Source organism: Sphingomicrobium aquimarinum (genome assembly GCF_039655735.1).
Taxonomy (GTDB): Bacteria; Pseudomonadota; Alphaproteobacteria; order Sphingomonadales; family Sphingomonadaceae; genus Sphingomicrobium; species Sphingomicrobium aquimarinum.
The window spans coordinates 359682-381722 of record NZ_JBBYXH010000002.1; the positions used below are offsets into that span (position 1 = coordinate 359682).

22 protein-coding genes are annotated in these 22041 nt (G+C 66.1%); 15 read left to right on the top strand and 7 right to left on the bottom strand.

Annotated elements, in window-relative coordinates; genetic code table 11:
• Positions 1-35: 35 nt before the first annotated feature.
• Genes WJS89_RS07935 through ribH form a run of 6 tightly spaced genes read left to right on the top strand, consistent with a single transcriptional unit; the run spans position 36 to position 4424 of the window.
• Positions 36-710: an energy transducer TonB gene (locus WJS89_RS07935; protein ID WP_346340404.1), complete on the top strand. Its 675-nt coding sequence runs from the start codon at positions 36-38 to the stop codon at positions 708-710.
• 49 nt (positions 711-759) lie between these two features.
• Positions 760-1086 (top strand): hypothetical protein, encoded by a 327-nt coding sequence (locus WJS89_RS07940; RefSeq protein WP_346340405.1) that lies wholly within the window; start codon positions 760-762, stop codon positions 1084-1086.
• A 26-nt stretch (positions 1087-1112) separates the two neighbouring features.
• Positions 1113-2066, top strand: coding sequence for a bifunctional diaminohydroxyphosphoribosylaminopyrimidine deaminase/5-amino-6-(5-phosphoribosylamino)uracil reductase RibD (ribD, locus tag WJS89_RS07945; protein ID WP_346340406.1), 954 nt, complete (start codon positions 1113-1115; stop codon positions 2064-2066).
• Between the two features lie 10 nt (positions 2067-2076).
• Positions 2077-2679 (top strand): riboflavin synthase, encoded by a 603-nt coding sequence (locus WJS89_RS07950; RefSeq protein WP_346340407.1) that lies wholly within the window; start codon positions 2077-2079, stop codon positions 2677-2679.
• 45 nt (positions 2680-2724) lie between these two features.
• Entirely contained in the window at positions 2725-4005 is a 1281-nt protein-coding gene (gene ribB / locus WJS89_RS07955; protein ID WP_346340408.1) for a 3,4-dihydroxy-2-butanone-4-phosphate synthase, read from the top strand.
• Positions 4005-4424, top strand: coding sequence for a 6,7-dimethyl-8-ribityllumazine synthase (gene ribH / locus WJS89_RS07960; RefSeq protein ID WP_346340409.1), 420 nt, complete (start codon positions 4005-4007; stop codon positions 4422-4424). The genes ribB and ribH overlap by 1 nt, the downstream gene beginning before the upstream one ends.
• 12 nt (positions 4425-4436) lie before the next feature.
• Here ribH and WJS89_RS07965 read toward each other — a convergent pair whose 3' ends face one another.
• Positions 4437-5066, bottom strand: a complete 630-nt coding sequence (locus WJS89_RS07965) for an SOUL family heme-binding protein (RefSeq protein WP_346340410.1) — start codon at positions 5064-5066, stop codon at positions 4437-4439.
• Positions 5063-6148 carry an alkene reductase gene (locus tag WJS89_RS07970; RefSeq protein WP_346340411.1) on the bottom strand — a complete coding sequence of 362 codons (1086 nt, stop codon included), beginning with the start codon at positions 6146-6148 and terminating at the stop codon, positions 5063-5065. Before WJS89_RS07970 ends, WJS89_RS07965 begins: the two co-directional genes overlap by 4 nt.
• 86 nt (positions 6149-6234) lie before the next feature.
• On the opposite strand from WJS89_RS07970, the gene WJS89_RS07975 reads away from it, so the two are divergent.
• Genes WJS89_RS07975 through feoB form a run of 3 tightly spaced genes read left to right on the top strand, consistent with a single transcriptional unit; the run spans position 6235 to position 9053 of the window.
• A complete protein-coding gene (locus WJS89_RS07975; protein WP_346340412.1) occupies positions 6235-6891 on the top strand; it encodes a COQ9 family protein in 657 nt (218 codons plus the stop codon).
• Positions 6892-6942: 51 nt separating this feature from the next.
• Positions 6943-7209 (top strand): FeoA family protein, encoded by a 267-nt coding sequence (locus tag WJS89_RS07980; RefSeq protein WP_346340413.1) that lies wholly within the window; start codon positions 6943-6945, stop codon positions 7207-7209.
• Positions 7206-9053: a ferrous iron transporter B gene (gene feoB, locus WJS89_RS07985; RefSeq protein WP_346340414.1), complete on the top strand. Its 1848-nt coding sequence runs from the start codon at positions 7206-7208 to the stop codon at positions 9051-9053. Before WJS89_RS07980 ends, feoB begins: the two co-directional genes overlap by 4 nt.
• 6 nt (positions 9054-9059) lie before the next feature.
• Here feoB and WJS89_RS07990 read toward each other — a convergent pair whose 3' ends face one another.
• Together WJS89_RS07990 and WJS89_RS07995 are read right to left on the bottom strand one after the other, a co-directional pair.
• Positions 9060-11108, bottom strand: coding sequence for a TonB-dependent receptor plug domain-containing protein (locus WJS89_RS07990; RefSeq protein WP_346340415.1), 2049 nt, complete (start codon positions 11106-11108; stop codon positions 9060-9062).
• A 115-nt stretch (positions 11109-11223) separates the two neighbouring features.
• Positions 11224-13215, bottom strand: coding sequence for a TonB-dependent receptor plug domain-containing protein (locus WJS89_RS07995; RefSeq protein WP_346340416.1), 1992 nt, complete (start codon positions 13213-13215; stop codon positions 11224-11226).
• A 163-nt stretch (positions 13216-13378) separates the two neighbouring features.
• On the opposite strand from WJS89_RS07995, the gene ssb reads away from it, so the two are divergent.
• Positions 13379-13882, top strand: a complete 504-nt coding sequence (ssb, locus tag WJS89_RS08000; RefSeq protein ID WP_346340417.1) for a single-stranded DNA-binding protein — start codon at positions 13379-13381, stop codon at positions 13880-13882.
• 15 nt (positions 13883-13897) lie between these two features.
• Here the strand turns inward: ssb and WJS89_RS08005 are convergent, their stop codons facing one another.
• Together WJS89_RS08005 and WJS89_RS08010 are read right to left on the bottom strand one after the other, a co-directional pair.
• On the bottom strand, positions 13898-14419 hold the full coding sequence (locus WJS89_RS08005; RefSeq protein WP_346340418.1) for a YceD family protein: 522 nt from the start codon (positions 14417-14419) through the stop codon (positions 13898-13900).
• The gene (locus tag WJS89_RS08010; protein ID WP_346340419.1) at positions 14416-14931 is read right to left on the bottom strand and encodes a ubiquinol-cytochrome C chaperone family protein; all 516 of its coding nucleotides are present in this window, start codon (positions 14929-14931) and stop codon (positions 14416-14418) included. Before WJS89_RS08010 ends, WJS89_RS08005 begins: the two co-directional genes overlap by 4 nt.
• 149 nt (positions 14932-15080) lie before the next feature.
• Here WJS89_RS08010 and WJS89_RS08015 point away from each other — a divergent pair, with 149 nt between their 5' ends.
• Genes WJS89_RS08015 through WJS89_RS08025 form a run of 3 tightly spaced genes read left to right on the top strand, consistent with a single transcriptional unit; the run spans position 15081 to position 17515 of the window.
• Entirely contained in the window at positions 15081-15542 is a 462-nt protein-coding gene (locus WJS89_RS08015) for an outer membrane protein assembly factor BamE (protein ID WP_346340420.1), read from the top strand.
• A 48-nt stretch (positions 15543-15590) separates the two neighbouring features.
• Positions 15591-16352 (top strand): tryptophan 2,3-dioxygenase, encoded by a 762-nt coding sequence (locus WJS89_RS08020; RefSeq protein WP_346340421.1) that lies wholly within the window; start codon positions 15591-15593, stop codon positions 16350-16352.
• Positions 16349-17515 (top strand): aminotransferase class V-fold PLP-dependent enzyme, encoded by a 1167-nt coding sequence (locus tag WJS89_RS08025; RefSeq protein ID WP_346340422.1) that lies wholly within the window; start codon positions 16349-16351, stop codon positions 17513-17515. The genes WJS89_RS08020 and WJS89_RS08025 overlap by 4 nt, the downstream gene beginning before the upstream one ends.
• Here the strand turns inward: WJS89_RS08025 and WJS89_RS08030 are convergent.
• Positions 17512-18141 (bottom strand): TetR/AcrR family transcriptional regulator, encoded by a 630-nt coding sequence (locus tag WJS89_RS08030; protein ID WP_346340423.1) that lies wholly within the window; start codon positions 18139-18141, stop codon positions 17512-17514. The genes WJS89_RS08025 and WJS89_RS08030 overlap by 4 nt on opposite strands.
• 133 nt (positions 18142-18274) lie before the next feature.
• On the opposite strand from WJS89_RS08030, the gene WJS89_RS08035 reads away from it, so the two are divergent.
• Positions 18275-20626, top strand: coding sequence for a TonB-dependent receptor (locus WJS89_RS08035; RefSeq protein ID WP_346340424.1), 2352 nt, complete (start codon positions 18275-18277; stop codon positions 20624-20626).
• Between the two features lie 80 nt (positions 20627-20706).
• The gene (locus WJS89_RS08040; RefSeq protein ID WP_346340425.1) at positions 20707-21981 is read left to right on the top strand and encodes a spinster family MFS transporter; all 1275 of its coding nucleotides are present in this window, start codon (positions 20707-20709) and stop codon (positions 21979-21981) included.
• Positions 21982-22041 lie beyond the last annotated feature (60 nt).

Consider the following 22041-nt stretch of genomic DNA (forward strand, 5'->3'; position numbering starts at 1 on the left):
GTTGTAACATGACAGTCCCAAGCAGGAGTCGTGTTATGCTGAATTACGCCCCGCGTCCCGCCAATTCCCTGTCGCCCAAGGCGCTTGCGGTCGTGGTCGCGCTCCACGGCGTCGCGCTCGCCGCCGTGCTGACGATGCGGTCCGAATTGGTGATGCCGGCCAAGACGCCGCCGACCGTCGTGACGAACGTACCCCTTCCGCCAGTGCCTCCCGAGCCCGTCGAACCGTCGCCGCCGAGCGAGACGCCTCCCCCGCCGGCCCCACAGCCCGAATATACGGTGCCGACCCCGCGCATCGAGGTGCCGACCTTCAATGGCCCGATAGCGCCGACATTCGAGGCGCCTGACGTTCCGATCAACCCCGTTCCCGCCCCCCGCGTGCCGGCGCCCCAACCGGGCAGCCCGGCCGTCGAGGCGGCCCCGCCGATCGCCCCCACATCGGCAAGCCTGATCACGTCGGGTGCGGACCTCAAGCCGCCTTACCCGGCCGCCCTTCAGCGGCGCGGGGAGGAAGCCGCGCTGAGGTTGCGGCTGGAGGTGGATGCGCGCGGGCGCGTGGTCGCGGTTACTCCGCTCAACGATGCCGATCCGCGCTTCGTCGCGGCGGCGGAGAAGCATCTGAAGCGCGTCTGGCGCTATGAGCCCGCGACGAGGGACGGCAAGGCCGTTGCCACCAGCCTCACCGTCACGCTGCGCTTTGAATTGCAGTAGCGGATCGTAGGGGCTGGCGTATTGGCGCGTCGGCCCCTATCTTCGATCCATGTCTTTCTTCCGCGCTTTCAGTCCCTTGGGGGCGATCCGCGACTTCGGCGCCTTCGTCCGCCGCGCCGACCGCGATCACGTCATCGGTGCCACGCTCGCGCTGCTCGTCACGGGCAGTATCGTCGTCATCATCATGGTCGACAGCAAGGTGAACACCTCGCCGGGGCGTTCGGTGACCTATGTCGAACTTTATGAAAGCGATCGCACCGACGAGGAGATCGTGGCCCGGCAGAAAGCCGATCAGGAAGCGATCGAGGCGCGTGCGAAGGAACGCCAAGAACAGTTCAAGAAGGTGGACGACGCCCTCGAAAGGGCGGGTCTCTGAGCGAGCGCTGGACTCCCGCGCGCGCGATGGCGCGCGCGATCGAGTTGGGGGAAGAGGCGCGCGGCACCACCGCGCCCAATCCCGCAGTCGGCTGCGTGATCATCAAGGACGGCGAGCGCATCGGCGAGGGCGCGACGCAGCCCGGCGGGCGCCCGCACGCCGAGGCGGTGGCGCTTGGAAAAGCAGGCAGTGCGTCGGCGGGCGCGACGCTCGTCTCGACATTGGAGCCATGCGCCCATCCCAGTGAGCGCGGGCCGACCTGCGCGAACCTCATCGTCGAGGCAGGGATCGGCCGCGTCCTCATCGCCTGCCGCGATCCGGACCCGCGCACCGCCGGCCAGGGCATCGCGCACTTGCGAGCCGCCGGCATCAAGGTGAAGGTCGGTCGCAAGGCTGAGGCGGCCACGGAAAGCCTTGGCGGGTTCTTCACGCGTCTCGCGCTCGGGCGTCCGCGCATCACGCTCAAGCTCGCGCTGTCGATCGACGGCAAGATCGCGCTGCCGTCGGGCGAATCGAAATGGCTGACTGGCGAAGCGGCCCGCGCGCATGTCCACCGGCTTCGTGCGGCTAGCGACATGATCCTCGTGGGACGCGGCACCTACGAAGCCGACGATCCACGGCTCGACGTGCGGCTGCCGGGGCTAGAGGATCGCAGCCCCCAGCGCCTGTTGCTGAGTTCGACCGCCGACCCGATCGCGGGCTGGACGATCCTGCGCGACCCGCAGGAGGTCTCCGGTCTTGCCGCCAACGACCTGCTCGTCGAGGGCGGATCGGGCGCGGCGAGCGCGTTCCTCAAAGCCGATCTCGTCGACCGGCTGATGATCTACCGGGCGCCCATCCTCATCGGCGATGGCCGCTCGTCGGTCGGCTATATCGGGCTGGACGCGGTCGCGGACGCGCATGGGCAATGGGAGTGGGCGCGCGGGGAGAGCCTTGGCATCGATCGGCTCGAAGTCTACGAGCGCATCCGCGAACGATAGGAGCGCCTGCATGTTCACCGGCATCATCACCGACATCGGCACCGTCCGCCAGGTCGAGCAGCGCGGCGACCGGCGGCTGGTCATCGAATGCGACTATGACATGGACACGGTCGCGATGGGCGCGTCGATCGCTTGCTCGGGCGCCTGCCTGACCGTCGTCGACAAGGGCGACGACTGGTTCGCGGTCGACGTCAGCGAGGAAAGCGTCTCGCGCACCGCGGCGGGCCTGTGGGAGGAAGGGGCGCGCCTCAACCTCGAGCGGGCGCTCCGCATGGGCGACGAACTGGGCGGCCATATCGTGACCGGTCATGTCGACGCGGTTGCGGAGGTACTTTCGGTCGAGGAGGTGGGCGGCTCCAAGGTCGTGACCATCGCCGTTCCGCGGGCGCTCGGCGGCGGACTGGCGCCGAAGGGATCGGTCACGCTCGACGGCGTCTCGCTGACCGTCAACAGCGTCGAGGATGGCGACGACGCGACGCGTTTCACCGTCAATCTCATTCCGCATACCGCCGAGAAGACGACCTTTGCGACCATCGAAGAAGGCCGGATGCTGAATGTGGAGATCGACGTTCTGGCGCGCTATCTCGAACGGATGCTCGCCAGCAGAATGTGAGCTTTGCGGTTGCGGCCTCACATTTCAGTGTGATACGCCGCCCGCATGGCTACCGAAATTCTCGAACGCATCACATCGCTTGTCGACAACGGCAAGATGACCCGCTCCGGCCTCGCGCGCGCGGCGGGGCTTCACCCCAACAGCCTGCGCAAGCTCGGCACCGAGGAATGGAATCCCACGGCCGATACCTTGTCGCGGCTCGAACGTGTGCTGGGGCGGGCCGACGTGCTGGTCGATGCCGAAACCATTATCGACGAGGCGCGCAACGGCCGGATGTTCATTCTCGTCGACGATGACGATCGCGAGAACGAAGGCGATCTCGTCATTCCCGCGCAGATGGCGACGCCCGATGCGATCAACTTCATGGCGCGGCACGGGCGCGGGCTGATCTGTCTCGCGCTCACCAAGGAACGCGTCGATCAGCTGGGTCTCGAGCCGATGGCGCGGGTCAACCGCGAGAGCATGCAGACGGCCTTTACCGTATCGATCGAGGCGCGCGAGGGCGTGACGACGGGCATTTCCGCCGCCGACCGGGCGCGCACGATCGCGGTCGCCATCGACGCGTCCAAAAGCTCGGATGACCTCGTCTCGCCCGGCCATGTTTTCCCGCTCACCGCGCAGCCGGGGGGGACGCTGGTCCGTGCCGGCCATACCGAGGCCGCGGTCGACGTGTCGCGCCTCGCGGGGCTCAATCCCTCGGGCGTGATTTGCGAGATCATGCGCGAAGACGGGTCGATGGCCCGCCTCGACGATCTCATCGACTATGCCGCCGAGCATGGCCTCAAGATCGGGACGATCCGCGATCTCATCGCCTACCGCCTTCACCGCGACCATATGGTCGAGGAAGTCTCGGACAGCAGCTTTCAGAGCGGTACGGGAGCGACGTGGCGCGCACGCGTCTTCCGCGACAAGGCCAGCGGCGAGGAGCAGCTGGCCTTGGTGCACGGGAGCGTCGATCCCGAAGAGCCGACGCTGGTGCGCATGCACAGCCTAGACCTTTTCGCCGACGTGCTGGGGGAAGCGGGCGAGCGCGCGGGCCTTCTTCACGGGGCCATGCGGATGATCGAGGGCGAAGGGCGCGGCGTTCTCGTGGCCCTGCACGCCGCCGCGCCGGGGAGTCTCAGCCGCGCGACCGATCTTCGCTCGGGTCGTCCGCCCAAGAACAAGGACGGGCTTCGCAGCTACGGTGTCGGTGCGCAGATCCTCGCGGCCCTGGGGATCAGCGATATGATCCTGTTGACCAACACGCGCCATTCGCCGGTCGCGCTCGATGCCTATGGGCTGAGGATCGTCGAGGAACGCGCGATCGAGACGGGAGACGCCTGATGGCCAAGGTGCTGATTGTCGAAGCGCGCTTCTACGAAGACCTCAACGACATGCTTCTTGCGGGTGTTCGCGCTGCGCTCGACGCGGCGGGGCTCGAGCATGAAACCATCACGGTCCCGGGTGCGCTCGAACTGCCCGGAGCGGTGGCGCTGGCAAGCCAGTCGGGTGCCTATGACGGCTATGTCGCGGTCGGCGTGGTGATCCGCGGCGAGACCTACCATTTCGAGATCGTCGCAGGCGAAAGCGCGCGTGGACTGATGGCGCTGACCATGGACGGCCTCGCCATCGGAAACGCGATCCTCACGGTCGAGAACCGCGACCAGGCCGAAGCGCGCGCCGACCCCGCGCGCAAGGACAAGGGCGGCGAGGCCGCCCGCGCGGCGATCGCGATGATGGACCTGGTGAAGCGGTTCGGCTGACGTCCGCGCGGATCAGTATCCGACCGGCGCTTCCAGCACGACCGGGAGCCAGATCTCGTTGCGGCGCAGCGGCCCGGGGATGGCGGGGCTGTTGTAAAAGGCATAGATCGGCTCGCCGTCGATCTCTTCGCCCTTCTCGCGGAGCCATCCGCGCAACGCCAGTTCCTCGGTTTCCAGATCATAGTCGCCCGGTGCGCCCGCAAATCGGATGATGCCGTAGCGCCGACCTGTCACGTGATGGAGCTTCACGCCCGATGGCGGAGCGGGCAGCGTGTCCGCGCTTTCGCCCTCGGGCATGACGAACCGCACGCGCCAGCGGTCTTCACCGTCGGCCTGCTCGAGCACGGGCGACGTCATCGGGATCGTATCGCCTTCATGGCTGCGCCCGAAGATATAGTCGGCGAGAATCCGGAAGCCCGAGCGGATCGCCTCGCGCCGTTCGCCGTAGGCAACCGTCTCGGCGACCCAGAAATCGAGATAGTCGCGAAGGGCGAAGCGGCCTTCTTCTTCATAGGTGAGGAAATCGGGTTCGGGCGTCGCCCGCTCGCGCAGGTAATATCGAAGGCCCCCCGCGATCGCGAGACCCGCGACGAGACCACCGCCGGCGATCCATTTCCATTTGCTGCTCTTCGTCTCGCTCATGCGCGCGTCTCTTCCAGTTGCGGGTAATCGACATAGCCTTGCGGCCCTCGGGTATAGAACGTCGAACGGTCGGGCTCGTTCATCGGCGCATCCTCGCGCATCCGGCGGACGAGGTCGGGGTTGGCGATGAAGGGTCGGCCGAAGGCGACGAAATCGGCGATGCCCTGGTCGAGCAGCTTCTGCCCCGAGGCCCTGTCGAGATCGCTGTTGAGCCCGATCTTGCCCGGGTAGACCTTGCGCATCGCGGGGCTGACACGGGCATGGTCGGCGGGAGCGAAGGACGAATTCTCGCCCGGCTCGCGCATCTCGATCCAGGGAACGCCGATCTCGCCGAGGATCCGTGCGGCGGTGACGAACGTGTCTTCGGGACTGCTGTCATCGACGCCCTGGACGGGGCCGATCGGGGAAAGACGAATGGCCGTGCGATCCATGCCGATTTCGCCGCCGATCGCCTCACAGACCTCGCGCATCAGGCGGCAGCGGTTTTCGGCCGAGCCGCCATAATCGTCGTCGCGATGGTTGGCGCCGTCGCGGATGAACTGGTCGATGAGATACCCGTTCGCGCCGTGAACCTGTATGCCGTCGAAGCCCGCGCGGACGGCGTTGGCGGCGGCGTGGACATAGTCGGCGACGACGCGGGGAATTTCGTCGATCGGTAGCGCCCGCGCCTCGACGGCATCCTGCTTGCCCGTGAAGGTGTGGAGCTGCTGCGGCGCGGTGGTGGCGCTCGCGGAAACCGGCGCCCCGCCGCCCATGTCGGGGTGGACGAGGCGGCCCATGTGCCACAGCTGCGCGACGATCCGCCCGCCTGCCTGATGCACCGCTTCGGTGACGGGCTTCCACCCTTCGACCTGCGCGTCGGTCCACAGCCCCGGCGCATAGGGCCAACCGAGCCCTTCCTTCGAAATCCCGGTGGCTTCCGAAATGATCAGTCCCGCTTCGGCGCGCTGGCGATAATATTCCACCGCGAGCGGGCCGTGAACGCCGTCTTCGCTGGCGCGGCCGCGGGTGAGCGGGGCCATGGCGATGCGGTTGGGCGCGGCAATCGCGCCGAGGTCGATGGGGTCGAACAGGTCGGGCATGGGATCCTTTCGTGGAGGGGCGAGGGGTGAACGCCAACTGGGGATGGCGGTTGCGAAGAACAACCGATCGTCCCACATTCATCCCCATGACCGAGATGACCCCGCTCGACGCGACTCGCCTGAAGCTCTCCCTCGCGGTGGCGGAGAATGCCGTGTTCGACGGATGGGGCGAGGAAGCGGTGCTCGCCGCCGCCGACCAGCTCGATATCGACCGCGACGTTGCGCGGCTCGCCTTTCCCGACGATCCGGCGAAGATGGTCGCCGCGTGGATCGAGGGGGTCGATGCGGCGATGGTCGCCGCCTTCCCGCCCGAGAGAATCGCGACGATGAAGATCCGCGAACGCATCCGCGCGCTGGTCTGGGCGCGCCTCGAGATTGCAGGGCCGGCGCGCGAGGCGGTGCGGACGGGTCTGTCGATCCTCAGCCTGCCCAAGAACGTGCCGCTCGCGGCGAAGACCGCGTGGAACACGGCGGACCTGATGTGGCGGCTCGCGGGCGATACCGCGACCGACTTCAACCATTATACCAAGCGTGCGACCCTCATCGGCGTCTATGCTTCCACCCTTTACGCGTGGCTTGACGATGACAGCGATGGCTGGAGCGACACCGCCGCGTTCCTCGACCGCCGTATCGATGATGTCATGCAGATCGAAAAAGTGAAGGCGAAGCTGCGGGGCGACCCGACGCGCCGGTTCAGCATGTCGCGCTTTCTGGGGCGTCTTCGCTACCCGCCCGCCGCCTGATCCGATAAAAGACTCGCGTCGGCTTCTTTTTATTGATAATCAGTCGCAATAATGAGCAAGCACGACCCCATGACCACGCTCGACCAGATGACGACCGGCGCTTCGGCGGAAGTGGCGGGTATCGACTGGGAGACGCTGTCGCCCCGTGACGCAGCGCGGCTGCGGAACTTCGGGTTCGATGCCGGCGTCACCGTCTGCCCGCTCCACCGTGCGCCTTTCGGCGCCGACCCGCTGGCCGTGAAGGTCGGGCGGATGACCGTTGCGATCCGCCGCGCCCATGCCGCCGCCGTGCGGGTGAAAGTGCGCCAAGCGGCGTGAACCAGGCACCGCTGATTGCAGTCGTCGGCAACCCCAATGCCGGCAAGAGCGCCTTGTTCAATGCGCTCACCGGCGCGCGACAGAAGGTCGGCAACTATCCCGGCGTGACCGTCGAGCGGCATGCGGGACGCTTCAGTTTCGAAAACGGGAGCCTCGCCGAACTGGTCGATCTTCCCGGCACCTACTCGCTGGACGGCAGCAGTCCCGACGAACTCGTCACGCGCAGCGTCGTGCTCGGCGAGGGCGAATACGAGCGCAAGCCCGACGCGCTTCTCGTGGTCGTGGATGCCGCCAACCTCGACAATCACCTTCGTTTCACGCTCCAGCTGATCGACCTTGGGCTGCCGACGGTCGTCGCGCTCAACATGATGGACCTCGCGAAGCGCGACGGGCTCGAACTCGACGCCGCCGCGCTCGAACGCGAACTGGGCGTGCCGGTCATCGAGACCGTCGCGGTTCGCCGGCGCGGGATCGCCGAGGTCAAGGAAGCGCTGCGACGCGCTGCCGATGCTCCGCGCCCCAAGGAATGGGACGCCCCAGAAACCGATCCGCTGTCCTTGCAGAACCGCGCACGCGAGATCGCGATGGCCGCGATCGTGTCCGAAACGCCGACCCGCGTCTGGTCGCATCGGCTCGACGGGCTGTTCCTTCACCCGATCATCGGGCCTGCCATCCTCGCGGCGATCCTGTTCGTGATGTTCCAGGCCGTTTTCGCCTGGGCGGGCCCGCCTGCCGATCTTCTCGAAGGCCTTGTGGTCGCGGCCGGCACCTGGGTCGGCACCGCGCTCCCCGACGGCATCCTGCGCTCGGCGATCGTCGACGGACTGTTCGCGGGCGTCGGCTCGGTCGTCGTCTTCCTGCCGCAGATCATCCTCTTGTTCCTTTTCATCCTGATGCTCGAAATGTCGGGCTACATGGCGCGCGCCGCCTTTTTGATGGACCGGCTGATGAGCAAGGTGGGGCTCAACGGCTCCTCCTTCATTCCGCTTCTCTCGAGCTTCGCCTGCGCGGTGCCGGGCATCATGGCGACCCGCACCATCGAGGATTCCAAGGACCGGCTGACGACCATCCTGATCGCCCCGCTGATGACCTGTTCGGCGCGGCTACCGGTCTACACGCTGATCATCGCCGCCTTCATTCCCGACACGCTCGTGGCGCCCGCGATCGGGCTGCAGGGGCTGGTGCTGTTCGGTCTTTATCTCGCCGGCGTTCTCGGCGCGATGGCGGTCGCGGCGGTCCTTCGCCGCAGCGTCGTGAAGGGCGAGGGCGGCAACTTCATGATGGAGCTGCCCAAATATCAGATGCCGCGACTGGACGACGTCCTGATCGGTCTCTGGCAGCGGGCGTGGATCTTCCTCAAGCGTGCGGGCACCATCATCGCCGCGACGACCGTTATCCTGTGGGCCCTGGCGAGCTATCCCAAGGCGGGCCCCGGCGAGAGCCAGGTCGAGGCCTCGATCGCGGGGCATATCGCGAGCGGGATCGAAGTCGTGGTCGAGCCGATCGGGTTCAACCGCGACATCAGTCTCGCGCTCCTGCCCGCGATGGCGGCACGCGAAGTCGCGGTCGCGGCGATCGGTACGGTCTACGCACTCGATGCCGAAGACGATCAGGGGTTGCAGACACTGGAAGAACGGATCGCGGGCCGCTGGAGCCTCGCGACCGCGCTGGCCTTCCTCGCCTGGTTCGTCTTCGCGCCCCAGTGCGTTTCGACGATCGCGGTCACGCGGCGCGAGACCAACGGGTGGAAATGGCCGCTCTTCATGGTCGGCTACCTGTTCGCGATCGCCTATGTCGCGGCCGGCGCGACCTACTGGACCGCGGTTGCCTTCGGCCTCGGCTGACCCTCCCTAGAATTTCCCTGAAAAGTTGAAATAGACGATGCGCCCATATTCGCGGGCGCGTTCCTCGATGAACGCGATCGGTCCGTCGCGGCGATCGACGTAGACGATGCGTTCGTAGGCATCGCGCGTGTCGAACAGGTTGGCGACCCCCGCGCGGACCTGCAGGCCGAGCAGGTCCTTGTGCTCGACATACACCTCGCCGTTGGGCTGGCTCTGATAGCCGCGCGAATATTGATCGAGCTGGTAGCTGCCGTTGACGTGGAAAACGTTCACTGACGCCCCGTAAGCGATCATGCTGCCCGGAATGTCATGCCGGAACTGGACGCGGGCGTGGGTATATTCCTGATGGTTGAGGGGGCGACGCGTGAGCAGCAGCGGGTCGGTATAGCTCGAATTCCCCGTATGGGCATGAATGTCGAGCCGACCGCCCTTGACGCCAAGCGGCGCGAGCAGAAGCGTGCCGTCCGCGCCGACGATCCAGGCGGTCGCGTCCCCGGTGTTGCCGAGCGCCTCGGAAAATTCATCGACGGGCACGAAATCGATGACGTCCTCGATCCGCTCGCCCTGAATGTAGGTGGTGAGCGACCCCCATGGCCCCAGCTTCTTGACCGCTTCGAGCCGAGCGCGCCAACGCTGCGAGGGGACGAGGTCGGACGTGCTTTCGCGATCGTTGTTGTCCTGCACGTCGATGGACGCGAGGAAGTCGTAGAAGTCGAGCTGGTCGACGATCCGCTCGAGCTGGGCATTCACCGTCAGCGTGTCGCTCGCGCGCCAGTTGAGCGCCGCGGACCCCTTGGGACGGAAGTAGCCGCGCGATTCGGCATCGCCAGCCGTGATCCGGCTATATTCCGCGCCCGCGTTGAGCTGTAACGACAGCGTGTCGGAAAGCGGACGCGAAAGGCTCGCAATCGCGTCGGTGCGCAGTTCCTCGATGCGGTTGTCGGGAAGGCCGATCTGCTGTTCGGGCGCGCCGACGGGGCGGCGGAACAGGACGGCGGAGGATTCGAGGCTGTTATAGGCGCCCTCCACCGCGATCTCCATGTCGCTCTTGCCCATCTTCCAGCCATATTCGGAGCGCAGGATACTCTCGCTCTGGTCGGTCACCTGCTCGTAGCGCTGGAAGTCGCTGCCCACGACACCGAACTCGCTGTAGTTCGGCGAATGGTCGAGACGCTGCAGCCCGATCAGCTTGAGGCGTCCGCCGCCGAGGTCGAAGGCATAGTCGAGTCCGCCCTCCGCGTTCCAACCATCACTACCGCCGCGGAAGACTTCCCGGCTGGTGATCCCGTCGGCGGTGAGAACGTCGCCATCCACGCTCGAACGGAAGTCGACCATCTGGGCGGCAAAATTGAGATTGAGCACGTTACCGTTGGAGGCGGTGCGCCCGTAGGCCCCCGTCAAGCGCGGCTGGTCGCCATTGTAGCGGCCATATTCCTCGCGCGTGACCAACAGGTCTCCGGCGGCGGAATACACCGTTTCGGGGCCCCAGTGTCCGTTGCGGAAATGATTGGTGGCAAGGCTCACCGACCAATTGTCGTTGCTCCCCCCGCCCGAGACGCTGGCGTTGGAGTTGAACCAGGTATCTTCGAGACCCGGGCGCAGCTGGATATTGTGATTGAAGGTCCCGCTGATGGAGCCGGCTTCGTAGACGACATTGGCCACTTCGCCCGACAGGCCGGGAACGTCGAGCGTCGCTCCGTCGACGATCTCGATTCGAACGACCTTGTCGGCGGCAATGCGGCTCAGCGCGTCGAACGCGTCGTTGGACTTGCCCGAAACGCGCTCGCCGTTAACCAGCACGTTCTGGTTCGCCTGCCCCAGTCCGCGCCCCTGGTTGCCACCGCTGAGATTGAAGCCCGGAATGCTCTGGACCATGTCGAGCGCGGTTTGCGGCGCATATTGCTTGAGGTCGTCGAGCGTGTAGACGCGCGCGCTCTTCGCGGCATCGCCATCGGTGGCGACCGCGCTCGGCTCGTCGCCCTGTTGCGCATGGGCGGTCGTCGGAACGGCGAGGCTGGCGCCGAGGGCGAGCAAGGAAACGGTGGTGAAGCGCATGATCGGGATCCTGCTGTTTTAACCAATTACAACAGTAATCGCCGAGCCTCCGACAATCCGCCATCGCGTTTCGACGAACGGCACGGATTGACGACAATTGGCGGCGGGGAAGGGGTTAGAAGCTGCCCGACAGCGTGAAGCGTACCACGCGGCCGAACGCGCGATCCTGCCGTTCGATGAAGGCGATCGGGCCGTCGCGCCGATCGACGTAGGCGATCCGGTCGAACCGGTCGTTGGTCTGCAGGAGGTTCGAGATCTCGAGGTTGGCCTGCATGCCGCGCCACAGGTTCTTATGCTCGGCGAAGATGGAAACGCGCGGCCCGGCATTGAAGCGGTTGGTGAACTGGTCGAGCCGGTAATTGCCTTCCTCGTCCTCGGCATAGAAGCTGCCGCCGTAGGCGATGGCCGTGCCGGGCAGGTCGTGGCGGAAGTCGAAATTGAACCGCGAATAGGTCTGTCCGCCGAGCGCGCGGGGGGTCAGCAGCAGCGGGTCGACGAAGCGGCTGTCGCCGAACGAAACGTCGAAATCGAGCCGTGCGCCAGGCAGTCCCAGTGGCGCCAGCAGCAGCGTTCCTTCCCCGCCCGCGCTCCAGCGGGTGGCGTTGCCCGCATTGCCGAGCGCTTCGCGGTCGTCATCGATGGGAATGGCTTCGATGATGCCCTCGATCCGTTGCCCGGCGAGAAAGGGCGTCACGCTTCCCCATGCGCCCAGCTTGACGATTCCCTGCACGCGGCCAACCCAGCGCGTCGGCGGACGGATGGCATCGTTACGCGCGCGATCGGCGTCGTTCTGGATATCGACGGTGGCGAGGAAATCGAAGAAATTGAGTTGGTCGACCACGCGTTCGACCGAGGCGTCGACCGTCAGCCTGTCGCTCGCGCGCCAGCTCAGCGCCGCAGAGCCCTTGGGGTTCGCATAGGTCCGTGCTTCCCCGCCGTCGGCGACGATCCGCGATACTTCGCCGCCCGCGTTGGCCTGAAGCGACACGCGGGGGCCGAGCGGGCGCGAGAAGCTGACGATCGCCTCGGCCCGCTGCTCGGCAATCGTGTTGGGCGCAAAGTCCGTCGCCATTTCGGGGCCATCGACGGGAAGGTCGATGAACACCCCTTCGGAGTCGAGTTGGTTGAAGGCCCCTTCGAGCGAAAGCCCCCAGTCCGCCCCGCCGGTCGCCCAGCCATATTCCCCGCGCGCGATGCTCTCGCTTTCGTCCACGACCCGTTCGAACCGCGCGAAGTCCGCGCCGATCACGCCGAACAGGTCGCTGGTGGGAGAATGTTCGAATCGCTGGAGCCCGATGAGCTTGAGGCGACCGGCACCGAGGTCGAAGGCATAGTCTGCGCCCACTTCGAGGTTCCATTCGTCCTCGCTGCCCTCGAAGCGCTCATTTAAGGCGTCGCCCTCGACGGGGGCGATGGTGCCGTCGGTGCGGTTGCGCTGGACGCCCAGCCCGCCCGCGCCGCTCAGCGAGAGGTCGCTGCCGTCCGCGAAACGGCGCGTGTAGCTTCCCGACACCCGCGGGCGGAAACTGTCGTAACGCGCGACTTCCTCGCGGCTGACGAGCAAGGTGCCGTCGGGCGAGAAGAGCAGCTCGGGGCCGAAATTACCCTGCCGACGGCGATTGGTTTCGGCGGCCAGCGACCAGCGCTCGGCAACATCGCCGCCCGACAGGGTCGCCGACCCGTCGATGAAATTGTCAGCGATGCGTTCGCGCAACGTCGCCTGATAGCGCCACGTCCCGCTGACGCCGCCACCCTCGTAGACGACGTTGGCGACTTCGCCCGACAGGCCGGGGACGTCGAGCGTCGCCCCGTCGAGGATCTCGATGCGAACGACCTGGTCCGCGTCGATCCGCGACAGGGTCGAGATGGCGTCGTTGGTCTTGCCCGAGATGCGCTGACCGTTGACGAGCACGTTCTGGCTGGCCTGCCCCAGACCGCGGCTGCCCTGATCGCCGCTTTCCAGCGAGAAGCCCGGGATGCGGCGGACCATGTCGAGCGCGGTCTGCGGTGCGTAGCGGGCAAGGTCGGCAGGAGTGTAGATTCGCGCGCCACGCGCAGCGTCGGCGTCCTGCGCAGCGACGGGCGTGGGCAGGACGCATGCGGCCACGAGCACTGCGGATGAGAGAGTAAGAAAGGATGTCACGGTGCGCGCCATGGCCGATGAAGCGGACCTTGAAAAGCCGTCGCATGGGCCATGTCGGCATGGCGGGTTTCCAATGCGTCCCAGCCGTTCTATCCCCGTGTCAAAATCGCATCAGAGGAGAAAATCGATGGCCGGCGTCAACAAGGTGATCCTGGTGGGTAATCTCGGGGCCGACCCCGAAGCCCGCTCCCTCAACAATGGCGGCGAGGTCGTGAACCTTCGCGTCGCCACGAGCGAAAGCTGGAAGGACAAGGACGGCAATCGACAGGAGCGCACCGAGTGGCACCAGGTCGTGATCTGGAACGAGAATCTGGGCCGCGTGGCCAAGAATTATCTGCGCAAGGGCTCGAAGGTCTATCTCGAAGGTCAGATCCAGACCCGCAAGTGGCAGGACCAGACGGGCAACGATCGGTACACGACCGAGATCGTGCTGCAGCGCTATCGCGGCGAACTGGTGCTGCTCGATAGCCGCGACGGCGGCGGCGGCGGCGATTATGGTGGGGGAAGCCAGGGCGGCTATGGCGGCAGCGGCGGGCAGAGCGGCGGCGGCTATGGTGGCGGCAACGCCCCCCAGTCGCGCCCGCAACCTGCGACCTTCGACAACGACCTCGACGACGACGTGCCCTTCTAGGTCGCAAGGGCGGGGCTAGCCTCCGCCTTCCATCTTTTTCTTGAGTTCGGCGAGCGCGCCGAAGGCACCGGCCTCTTCCTCGGTGAGGACGCCTGCCGCCCGCAGCCGCTCGTCGGCGTCTTCGACGCGCGGATAGGGGTCGAGGGCAAGCGCGAGCGTGTCGATGATGGCGTCGCCCAAGCCGATCTGCCGCCCGTCGTGGAAGATCGTGTCGAGATCGTCCGACGCAAGTTCGATTTCCTCGTCCTCGCCATGCTCGGGTTGCGGCGCGAAGCGTAGCGAGAAAGGCTCGTCCACGCGCTCTTCGATGGGATCGCCGGTCGCGGTGCAGGCCTGTTCGAGCTCGGCTCGGACGGTGCCCTTGGCGGCGATCGTATCGCCGTCGCGTTCGAGCGTTGCATCGGCCTCGAAGCGGGAGAGCGACAGCAGCCCGAGCCGCTGAGCGATCTTCTGGCGCAGCGCCTCGTCGCCACGCAGTGCCACGCTTTGACCATCCTGGATCGTCGCGATCGAGACCGGGGCGAGCGGATCGCTCACAGGTCACCTCGCAGCAAAAGCGCATCGGATTCGCCCGCAATCCGTTCGGAAAAACGGCGCATCTGTTCGGCGGCATAGGTCAGCACCGGTTCCTCGATGTCGCCGTCGCGATAGACGCTGAAGCGCGTCGCCGCCGTCCAGGCGTCGCTCGATCCGTCCTCCTTGGCGCGCCGCCAGCGGTCGACCCGCGCGGCCAGCGCGCCGACGAGGCCCCGGACCTGTTTGCCGATCGTCGTGTCGAAGCCGATCTCGCGCATCTGCGCATCCATGTCGGCGATGAACCCTTCGGTGAGCGACACGCTGGCGCGAACCGCTTCCTCGCTGCCTTCTTCGAGGCGCAGGATCGTCAATGCCACGATACTCGACAGGAGCGCGAAACGCCCGTCCATGTCGTCGGGTACCTTGCCCTCGACATACCAATGCTTGTCGCGCGCCTCGCGGACGAGCGCCGCGTAGAGGCTCTGGGTGGCAGCCCCGGGAGGGGCGCGAAAAAGGTCGAGCAGCTTTTTCATATCCGGCTCCTGATCCGGTTCAGCACGCGCTCATCCATCGCGTCGCAGGGGGCGACAAGGCTTGCGCGCTTTCTTCTCTAGCCGCATAGTCCCGCGCATGTGCGGCCCGCAAGGGTTCGCGGTTCCAGAATAAGAAGGTTGCCCGCTCGATGACAGTGTTTCGCCGTATCGCCATTCTCGCCCTCGTCGGCAGCAGCCTTTCGGCCTGTGCGGGCATCCGCGACAACGAGGGCTATGTCTACAATCAGGAACTGACCCAATCGCTCGCCCCCGGCGTGGACAACCGCGACTCGGTGCGCGCCACCCTCGGCGAGCCGACCTTCACGAGCCAGTTCGAGGAAGGGGACTGGTATTATGTCAGCCGCCGCACCTCGACGTTCGCCTTTCGCCAGCCGCGCCTGACCGACACCCGCGTCATCCGCGTCTCGTTCGACGAAGCGGGCAATGTCGCCGCCGTGACCGAAACCGGGGAGGAGCGCGTCGCCTCGATCGATCCCGAAGGCGACGTGACGCCGACGCTCGGCCGCCAGCGGAGCTTCTTCGAGGAGCTGTTCGGCAACATCGGCTCGGTCAGCCAGGGCGGGATGGGACAGCAGCCGCCGCAGCAATAAGCATGGCAGCGATGGACGGCGGCGGGGCGACATAGTAGCCAGCCCCGCATGACCGCCATCCCCGAAGACCAGACCTACGCCGACTATCTGGGGCTCGATGCCCTGTTGGCGAGCCAGAAGCCGCACAGCGACGTGCATGACGAGATGCTCTTCATCGTCATCCACCAGACCAAGGAATTGTGGCTCAAGGAAATCCTCTACGAGCTCGATTATGCGTGCGAACAGCTGCGCGCCGATGCCTTCATGTTCGTCCACAAGGCCTTGTCGCGGGTCAGCCGGATCCAGACGGTGATGACCCTGTCGTGGGACATCCTCACGACGTTGACACCCTCCGATTACCTCAAGTTCCGCCATGTGTTCGGGTCGGCCTCCGGCTTCCAGTCGGCGCAGTTCCGCGCGGTCGAGTATCGCTTGGGATTGAAGGACGAGCGCTTCCTGTCGAACTACGAGGATGGCAGCGCGGAGCGGGCGAAGCTCGAGCGGGCGCTCGAGGCGCCGAGCCTGTGGGACGAGGCAGTCGCAGCGCTCGGACGGGCGGGCTTCGACGTGTCGGACGATGCCGCCGTCGAGGCGAGCTGGACGCAGATCTATCGCGATCCCGCGGCGTATTCGGGGCTCTACGGCCTTGCCGAGAAACTGGTCGATCTCGACGATGCGCTCGCCATGTGGCGGCACAAGCATGTCATCACGGTCGAGCGGGTCATCGGCGGGCGAAAGGGGTCCGGCGGATCGTCGGGGTCGGCCTATCTCCGCTCGACGCTGGAGAAGCGCGCCTTTCCCGCCCTCTGGTCGTTGAGGACGAGCCTGTGAGCCATAAACGCCTTTTCTCGCGAAGCCTGACCGCCGCGCCGGGGCGTCTGCACATGGCGGCGCACAGCCATCATCTGTGGCCCGACGCGAGCTTCGAGGGGCAGGTCGAATGCTGGGCCGACGCGGCACGCTTGGCCGATTCCAAGTGGGCACGCGTCATGGGGGAGGTGTGGCCCGAGGCCGCCGGCCATGTCGCGGCGGAACTCGGCATGGGCCGCGAGGCGCACGACCGCATCGTCTTTGCCGCCAATACGCACGACTTCATCGTCCGGCTCGGCGCGGCCTGTCCGCGTCCCGCCGGCGGGCCCTTGCGCATCCTCGCGAGCGACGGCGAATTCCATAGCGCGCGGCGGCAGTTCCTGCGCTGGATCGAAGCCGAGCAGATCGTGCTGGAGACGGTCGCGGTCGATCCGTTCGGCACGTTCGCCGAGCGGTTCCTCGAACGGGCGCGATCAGGCGATTTCGACCTCATCATGTGCAGCCAGGTACTGTTCGGGTCGGGGCGCGTCGTGACGGGGCTGGACGACATCGTCGCCCTTGCGGACCCCGAGGGTCCGTGGGTGGTGATCGATGGCTATCACAGCTTCATGGCGCTCGATGCGCCGTTTCCGGCTGCCTGGTCGGACAAGGCCTTCTTCCTCGGTGGCGGCTATAAATATGCGATGGCGGGCGAGGGAATGGGCTTCATGTCCTGCCCGCCGGGTTTCGGCGAGCGCCCGCCGGTCACCGGCTGGTTCGCCGAGTTCGAGGATCTCGACCTGCCGCCCGGGATGGTCGGCTATGCGCGCGACGCGATGCGCTTCATGGGGGCGACCTTCGACCCGAGCGCGCTCTACCGCTGGAACGCGATTCGCGCGATGCTGGCCGACGAGGGGCTCGATACCGCAACCATTTCGGCTGAGGTCGATGGCTTGCAGCAACAACTCGTCGAAGCCCTGGACGGCACCGTATTGGGTGCGGCCGAGCTGCTGAATCCGCTCGGTTCGTCGGACCATGCGCGCTTTCTCGGCTTTCGGCACGAGAAGGCCGCCGAATGGAGCGCGGCCCTCAAGGACGAGCAGTGCCTGACCGACGTGCGGGGCGATGTACTGCGGGTCGGCCTTGGCCTCTATCATGACGCCGACGATATCAACGCGTTCGTCGCGCTCGTGCGGGCGCTCTAGCCTTTCCGGAGCCCGTCCGCGATGAGCGACCGGGCGATCGCGGCGACCTTGGCCGGGTCCTCGCGCTCCCAGACGCTGAACCGAAGACCGAGGAATACGTACATTCCCATCACCGCCCAGGCGCGGATTTCGGCCTCGATATCGCTGTCCGCCGGCGCGATCCCCCCACCGCCCGACAAACGGTCACGAAGGCGCGCGGCCGTCCCCCGGTAGTGACGCTCGAAGCCGTCGGGGTCGACGAATTCGGCCTCGTCGATGATGCGATAGACCTCGGCATGTTCGCCCGCGAAATCGAGGAAAGCATGGAGCGCGACTTCCTCGCGCCGGAGGGCGTCGTCGAGGCCTGCGATCGCAGGTGCCACCGCGTCCGCGACACGCTGCGACATGTCCGCCACCAAGGCGGCGAACACTTCCTCCTTGCTGTCGAAATAGGTGTAGAAGGTGCCGAGCGCGACCTCGGCGCGGGCCGTGATCGCGACGATCGAGGTTTCGGAAAAGCCCGTTTGTCCGAACTCGATTCGTGCCGCGTCGAGGATCTTGGCGCGGGTGCGCTGGCCGCGTGCGGTCCGCGGGGTCTTGGGACCCGCGGAGCCGTGGCTCCGCCCCGATGATGCGCCTTCGGCCATGTGCTTTTCTCGCTCCCCCATACCGTCCGCATAACCGAAGTTGAAAGATGGTTCAACTTTCAGTAAGGAGGGCTGCATGTCGTTCGTGGAAGTCAGGCCGCGGACGAGGAGAAAACAGGGGAGGAACCTTGAGATGACGATGATCACGACGATTCGTGCGGGGCTGTTTGCGGGCGCCGCGGGCTTGGCGATGCTGGCGATGCCGGCGCAGGCGCAGCAGTCGGGCCAGCCCGACGAGGATGCCGACGGGGCACCGGTCGCCAACGAGGACGAGGATGGCGGCGCCATCGTCATCACCGCGCGCCGCCGCGCCGAGAGCCTGCAGGACGTGCCGCTGGCCGTCACCGCCTATACGGGCGAGACGCTCGAGCGCGAGGCGGCGCTCGATATCACCGACATTGCCGACACGACACCGAACGTGACGCTGGAAGCCTCGCGCGGGACCAACTCGACGCTCTCGGCCTTCATCCGCGGCGTCGGCCAGCAGGATCCGGTCGCCGGTTTCGAGCAGGGCGTCGGCATCTATCTCGACGACGTCTACCTCAACCGCCCCCAGGGAGCGGTGCTCGACATCTACGACGTCGAGCGGATCGAGGTGCTGCGCGGCCCGCAGGGTACGCTCTACGGCCGCAACACGATCGGCGGCGCGGTCAAATATGTCACCAAGCGGCTGCCCGAGGGGCCGGCCCTCTCGGCGCGCGCGACGATCGGCACCTATGGGCAGACCGACCTCGTCGGCAAGTTCAGCTACGGCACCGAAGGGGCGCGTTTCGGCTTCGGCACCGCCGTCTTGCAGAACGACGGCTTCGGCACCAACCTCACCACGGGCGAGGAGAATTACAACAAGGAGATCGCCGCCATTCGCGCGAGCGCCGAGTTCGGGCGCGAATATGATTTCCTGCTGCGCATCGCCTATGATTACACCAACGACGACAGCAATGCGCGCGGGGGCTCGCGGCTCATCCCGGGCCTCGTGTCGGGCGCTCCGCTGCTCGACGACGTCTACGACAGCCGCGGCGGCCTGACCGATCCGTTGCAGGAAGTGTCGGCGCAGGGCGTGTCGGGGAACCTCGAAATTCCGCTGTCGGAAAATCTCACGTTCCGTTCGATCAGCGCATGGCGTGAGGATGTGAGCTACACGCCCATCGACTTCGATACCCTGCCCGCGGTCGATCTCGACGTCCCCGCGATTTACGAGAACGAGCAGCTGAGCCAGGAATTGCAGCTGCTGTTCGAGAGCGATCGCATCAACGGCCTCATCGGCGGCTACTATCTCGATGCCGATGCCTACACGGTCTTCGACGTGCGGCTGTTCACGGCATTGAACGGTCTCACCGCGCTGACGCAGGGCGAGGTCGGCACCAAGACCTGGGCGGTCTTCGGCGACGTAACCTTCGACATCACCGAGCAGCTCGCGCTGTCGGTGGGTGCACGCTACACCGACGACAGCCGCGACAGCACGGTGTTCCGCGAAACCTATCTGGGTGGCGGTTCGCCGATCTTCGGCGGCGCCGGGATCGTCTTCGCGACGACCTCGGACTTTACCGGCGAGCGCACCGATACGGCGTTCACGCCGCGTGCCTCGATCAGCTTCAAGCCCAACGACAACCACAATTTCTATGCGAGCTATTCGCAGGGCTTCAAGGGCGGCGGGTTCGACCCGCGTGGTCAGTCGAGCGCCGCGCCCGACCTCGATGGCGACGGCACGGTGAGCGGTGCGGAAGTCTATGACTTCTTCGCCTTTTCGCCGGAAGAAGTGACAAGCTACGAACTGGGTTGGAAGGGCTCCTTCGCCGACGATCGTGTCTATGCGGCGATCGCGGTGTTCCAGGCCGATTACAACGACATCCAGATTCCCGGGTCGATCGGGGTGACCGATGCGCTCGGCAATCAGAACTTCATCGGCATCACGACCAATGCCGCCGAAGCGCGCATCCGCGGGTTGGAATTCGAGGGCAATGCGACGCTGTTCGGCGACCGTACGACGAGCCGCCTGAATTTCGGCTGGTCGCTGGGCCTGCTCGATGCGGACTTCCTCGAATATATCGATGCGCGCGGCATCGACGTGGCCGACAACCGGACCATCCAGAACACGCCCGACATGACTGCGAGCGGGACGCTGACCTACTTTCAGCCGATCGGCGATGGCGAACTGATTGCCAACACGACGGTCTCCTACCGCGGCGACAGCCAGCAGTTCGAGCTGGCCTCGCCGCTCGATCAGGAGGGCTTCGCGCTGTGGGATGCGGGGGTCACCTACGAGCTGCCGGGCGGCAACTGGACGCTCGGTGTCTACGGCAAGAACCTCACCGACGAGCGCTATATCGTCTCGGGCTACAACTTCCTCGCGCAGGATCCCGATACGGGCGAATTGCTCGGTAATGCGGCGGGCAATTACATCCCGACGCTGGGCACCGAGGGGACGCTGACGGCCTATTACGGCAATCCGCGTCAGGTCATGGCAACGGTGGGCTATCGCTTCTAGCCACCATGGGCTTAGAGTAGCGGGCCGCCGTCTCCCAGATCGAGGCGCGCGGCCCGTCGTTTTTGGGGAGGGGATGCGTGATGAGTGAAGCGGTCGACAGAAGATCAGGGCCGAGCGCCAACGTCGTTTTGGGCATGCTGCTCATCGCCTACATCTTCAACTTCCTCGACCGGCAGATCCTCGGCATCCTTGCCCAGCCGATCAAGGACGACCTCGGGCTCAGCGACGCTGAATTCGGTGCGGTCGGCGGGTTGGCCTTCGCGCTACTCTACAGCTTCCTCGGCATCCCGCTCGCGATGCTGGCGGACCGCACGAGCCGCTCGGGCGTGATTGCGGGTGCGCTGACGGTCTGGTCGGGCTTTACCGCCTTGTGCGGGACGGCGACCAATTTCTCGCAGCTTTTTCTCTATCGGCTCGGCGTGGGTATCGGCGAGGCAGGCGGCGTGGCACCGTCCTATGCACTGATCGCCGATTATTTCCCGCCGCAACGCCGTGCGCGGGCGCTGGCGATCTTCTCGCTGGGAGTGCCGGTGGGCCTGGGGGCGGGTACCATCTTCGGCGCCTATATCGCCGAAGCGGTCAACTGGCAGACGGCGTTCATCGTCATGGGGATCGCGGGCATCGTCTTCGCGCCGATCTTCAAGCTGGTAGTGAAGGATCCGCCGCGCGTCGGCGGCCAGAAATCGACGTTCGGCGAACTGATGGGCGTCTTTCCGCTGATCGCGCGCAAGTCGACCTTCTGGTTGCTGGCGTTCGGCGCCTCGCTGTCGAGCCTGTGCGGGTACGGGCTCGCGATCTGGATTCCGAGTGTGCTTATCCGCTCGTTCGACATGAGCCTGATCGGCGCGGGCCAGTTCATGGGCTCGCTGTTGCTCGTCGGTGGCACCGCGGGCGTGTTCCTCGGCGGCTGGTTGGCCGACCGGCTCGGACAGCGCGACAAGGCGTGGTACGCCAAGCTGCCGGCGATCGCCTGGCTGATTACCGCGCCGCTCTATGCCCTGGGATTGCTGAGCGAGAATCTGACGCTGATCTGGTGTCTGCTGCTCATTCCCAATGCGCTCAACATTCTCTGGCTCGGGCCGGTGACCACCGCGATCCAGCACATCGTGGCGCAGCCGTTGCGCGCGACCGCGAGCGGGGCGTTTCTCCTGATCAACAATCTCATCGGCCTCGGCGTGGGGCCGCTGTTGATCGGCGCGATCTCGGACGCACTGCGCGAGACCTATGGCGCCCATTCGCTGCGCTATGCCGCGCTCGTGGTGCTTCTCTTCTACTTCGTTGCGGCGGCGCTCATGTGGATGGCCTCGCGCCGGATCTCACGCGACTGGGTCGACGATACAGCGCTTCCCGCCTGACGCAGATCAAGGAACCGGATGGCTCCTCACGCGGTTGAACCCGCTTGAAGGAGACAGATG

Bases quoted from the DNA above. Each gene is read 5' to 3' on its own strand.
- WJS89_RS07935 (WP_346340404.1), top strand. From the start codon at position 36: ATGCTGAATTACGCCCCGCGTCCCGCCAATTCCCTGTCGCCCAAGGCG.
- WJS89_RS07940 (WP_346340405.1), top strand. From the start codon at position 760: ATGTCTTTCTTCCGCGCTTTCAGTCCCTTGGGGGCGATCCGCGACTTC.
- ribD (WP_346340406.1), top strand. From the start codon at position 1,113: ATGGCGCGCGCGATCGAGTTGGGGGAAGAGGCGCGCGGCACCACCGCG.
- WJS89_RS07950 (WP_346340407.1), top strand. From the start codon at position 2,077: ATGTTCACCGGCATCATCACCGACATCGGCACCGTCCGCCAGGTCGAG.
- ribB (WP_346340408.1), top strand. From the start codon at position 2,725: ATGGCTACCGAAATTCTCGAACGCATCACATCGCTTGTCGACAACGGC.
- ribH (WP_346340409.1), top strand. From the start codon at position 4,005: ATGGCCAAGGTGCTGATTGTCGAAGCGCGCTTCTACGAAGACCTCAAC.
- WJS89_RS07965 (WP_346340410.1), bottom strand. From the start codon at position 5,066: ATGAGCGAGACGAAGAGCAGCAAATGGAAATGGATCGCCGGCGGTGGT.
- WJS89_RS07970 (WP_346340411.1), bottom strand. From the start codon at position 6,148: ATGCCCGACCTGTTCGACCCCATCGACCTCGGCGCGATTGCCGCGCCC.
- WJS89_RS07975 (WP_346340412.1), top strand. From the start codon at position 6,235: ATGACCGAGATGACCCCGCTCGACGCGACTCGCCTGAAGCTCTCCCTC.
- WJS89_RS07980 (WP_346340413.1), top strand. From the start codon at position 6,943: ATGAGCAAGCACGACCCCATGACCACGCTCGACCAGATGACGACCGGC.
- WJS89_RS07990 (WP_346340415.1), bottom strand. From the start codon at position 11,108: ATGCGCTTCACCACCGTTTCCTTGCTCGCCCTCGGCGCCAGCCTCGCC.
- ssb (WP_346340417.1), top strand. From the start codon at position 13,379: ATGGCCGGCGTCAACAAGGTGATCCTGGTGGGTAATCTCGGGGCCGAC.
- WJS89_RS08010 (WP_346340419.1), bottom strand. From the start codon at position 14,931: ATGAAAAAGCTGCTCGACCTTTTTCGCGCCCCTCCCGGGGCTGCCACC.
- WJS89_RS08015 (WP_346340420.1), top strand. From the start codon at position 15,081: ATGACAGTGTTTCGCCGTATCGCCATTCTCGCCCTCGTCGGCAGCAGC.
- WJS89_RS08020 (WP_346340421.1), top strand. From the start codon at position 15,591: ATGACCGCCATCCCCGAAGACCAGACCTACGCCGACTATCTGGGGCTC.
- WJS89_RS08030 (WP_346340423.1), bottom strand. From the start codon at position 18,141: ATGGCCGAAGGCGCATCATCGGGGCGGAGCCACGGCTCCGCGGGTCCC.
- WJS89_RS08035 (WP_346340424.1), top strand. From the start codon at position 18,275: ATGACGATGATCACGACGATTCGTGCGGGGCTGTTTGCGGGCGCCGCG.
- WJS89_RS08040 (WP_346340425.1), top strand. From the start codon at position 20,707: ATGAGTGAAGCGGTCGACAGAAGATCAGGGCCGAGCGCCAACGTCGTT.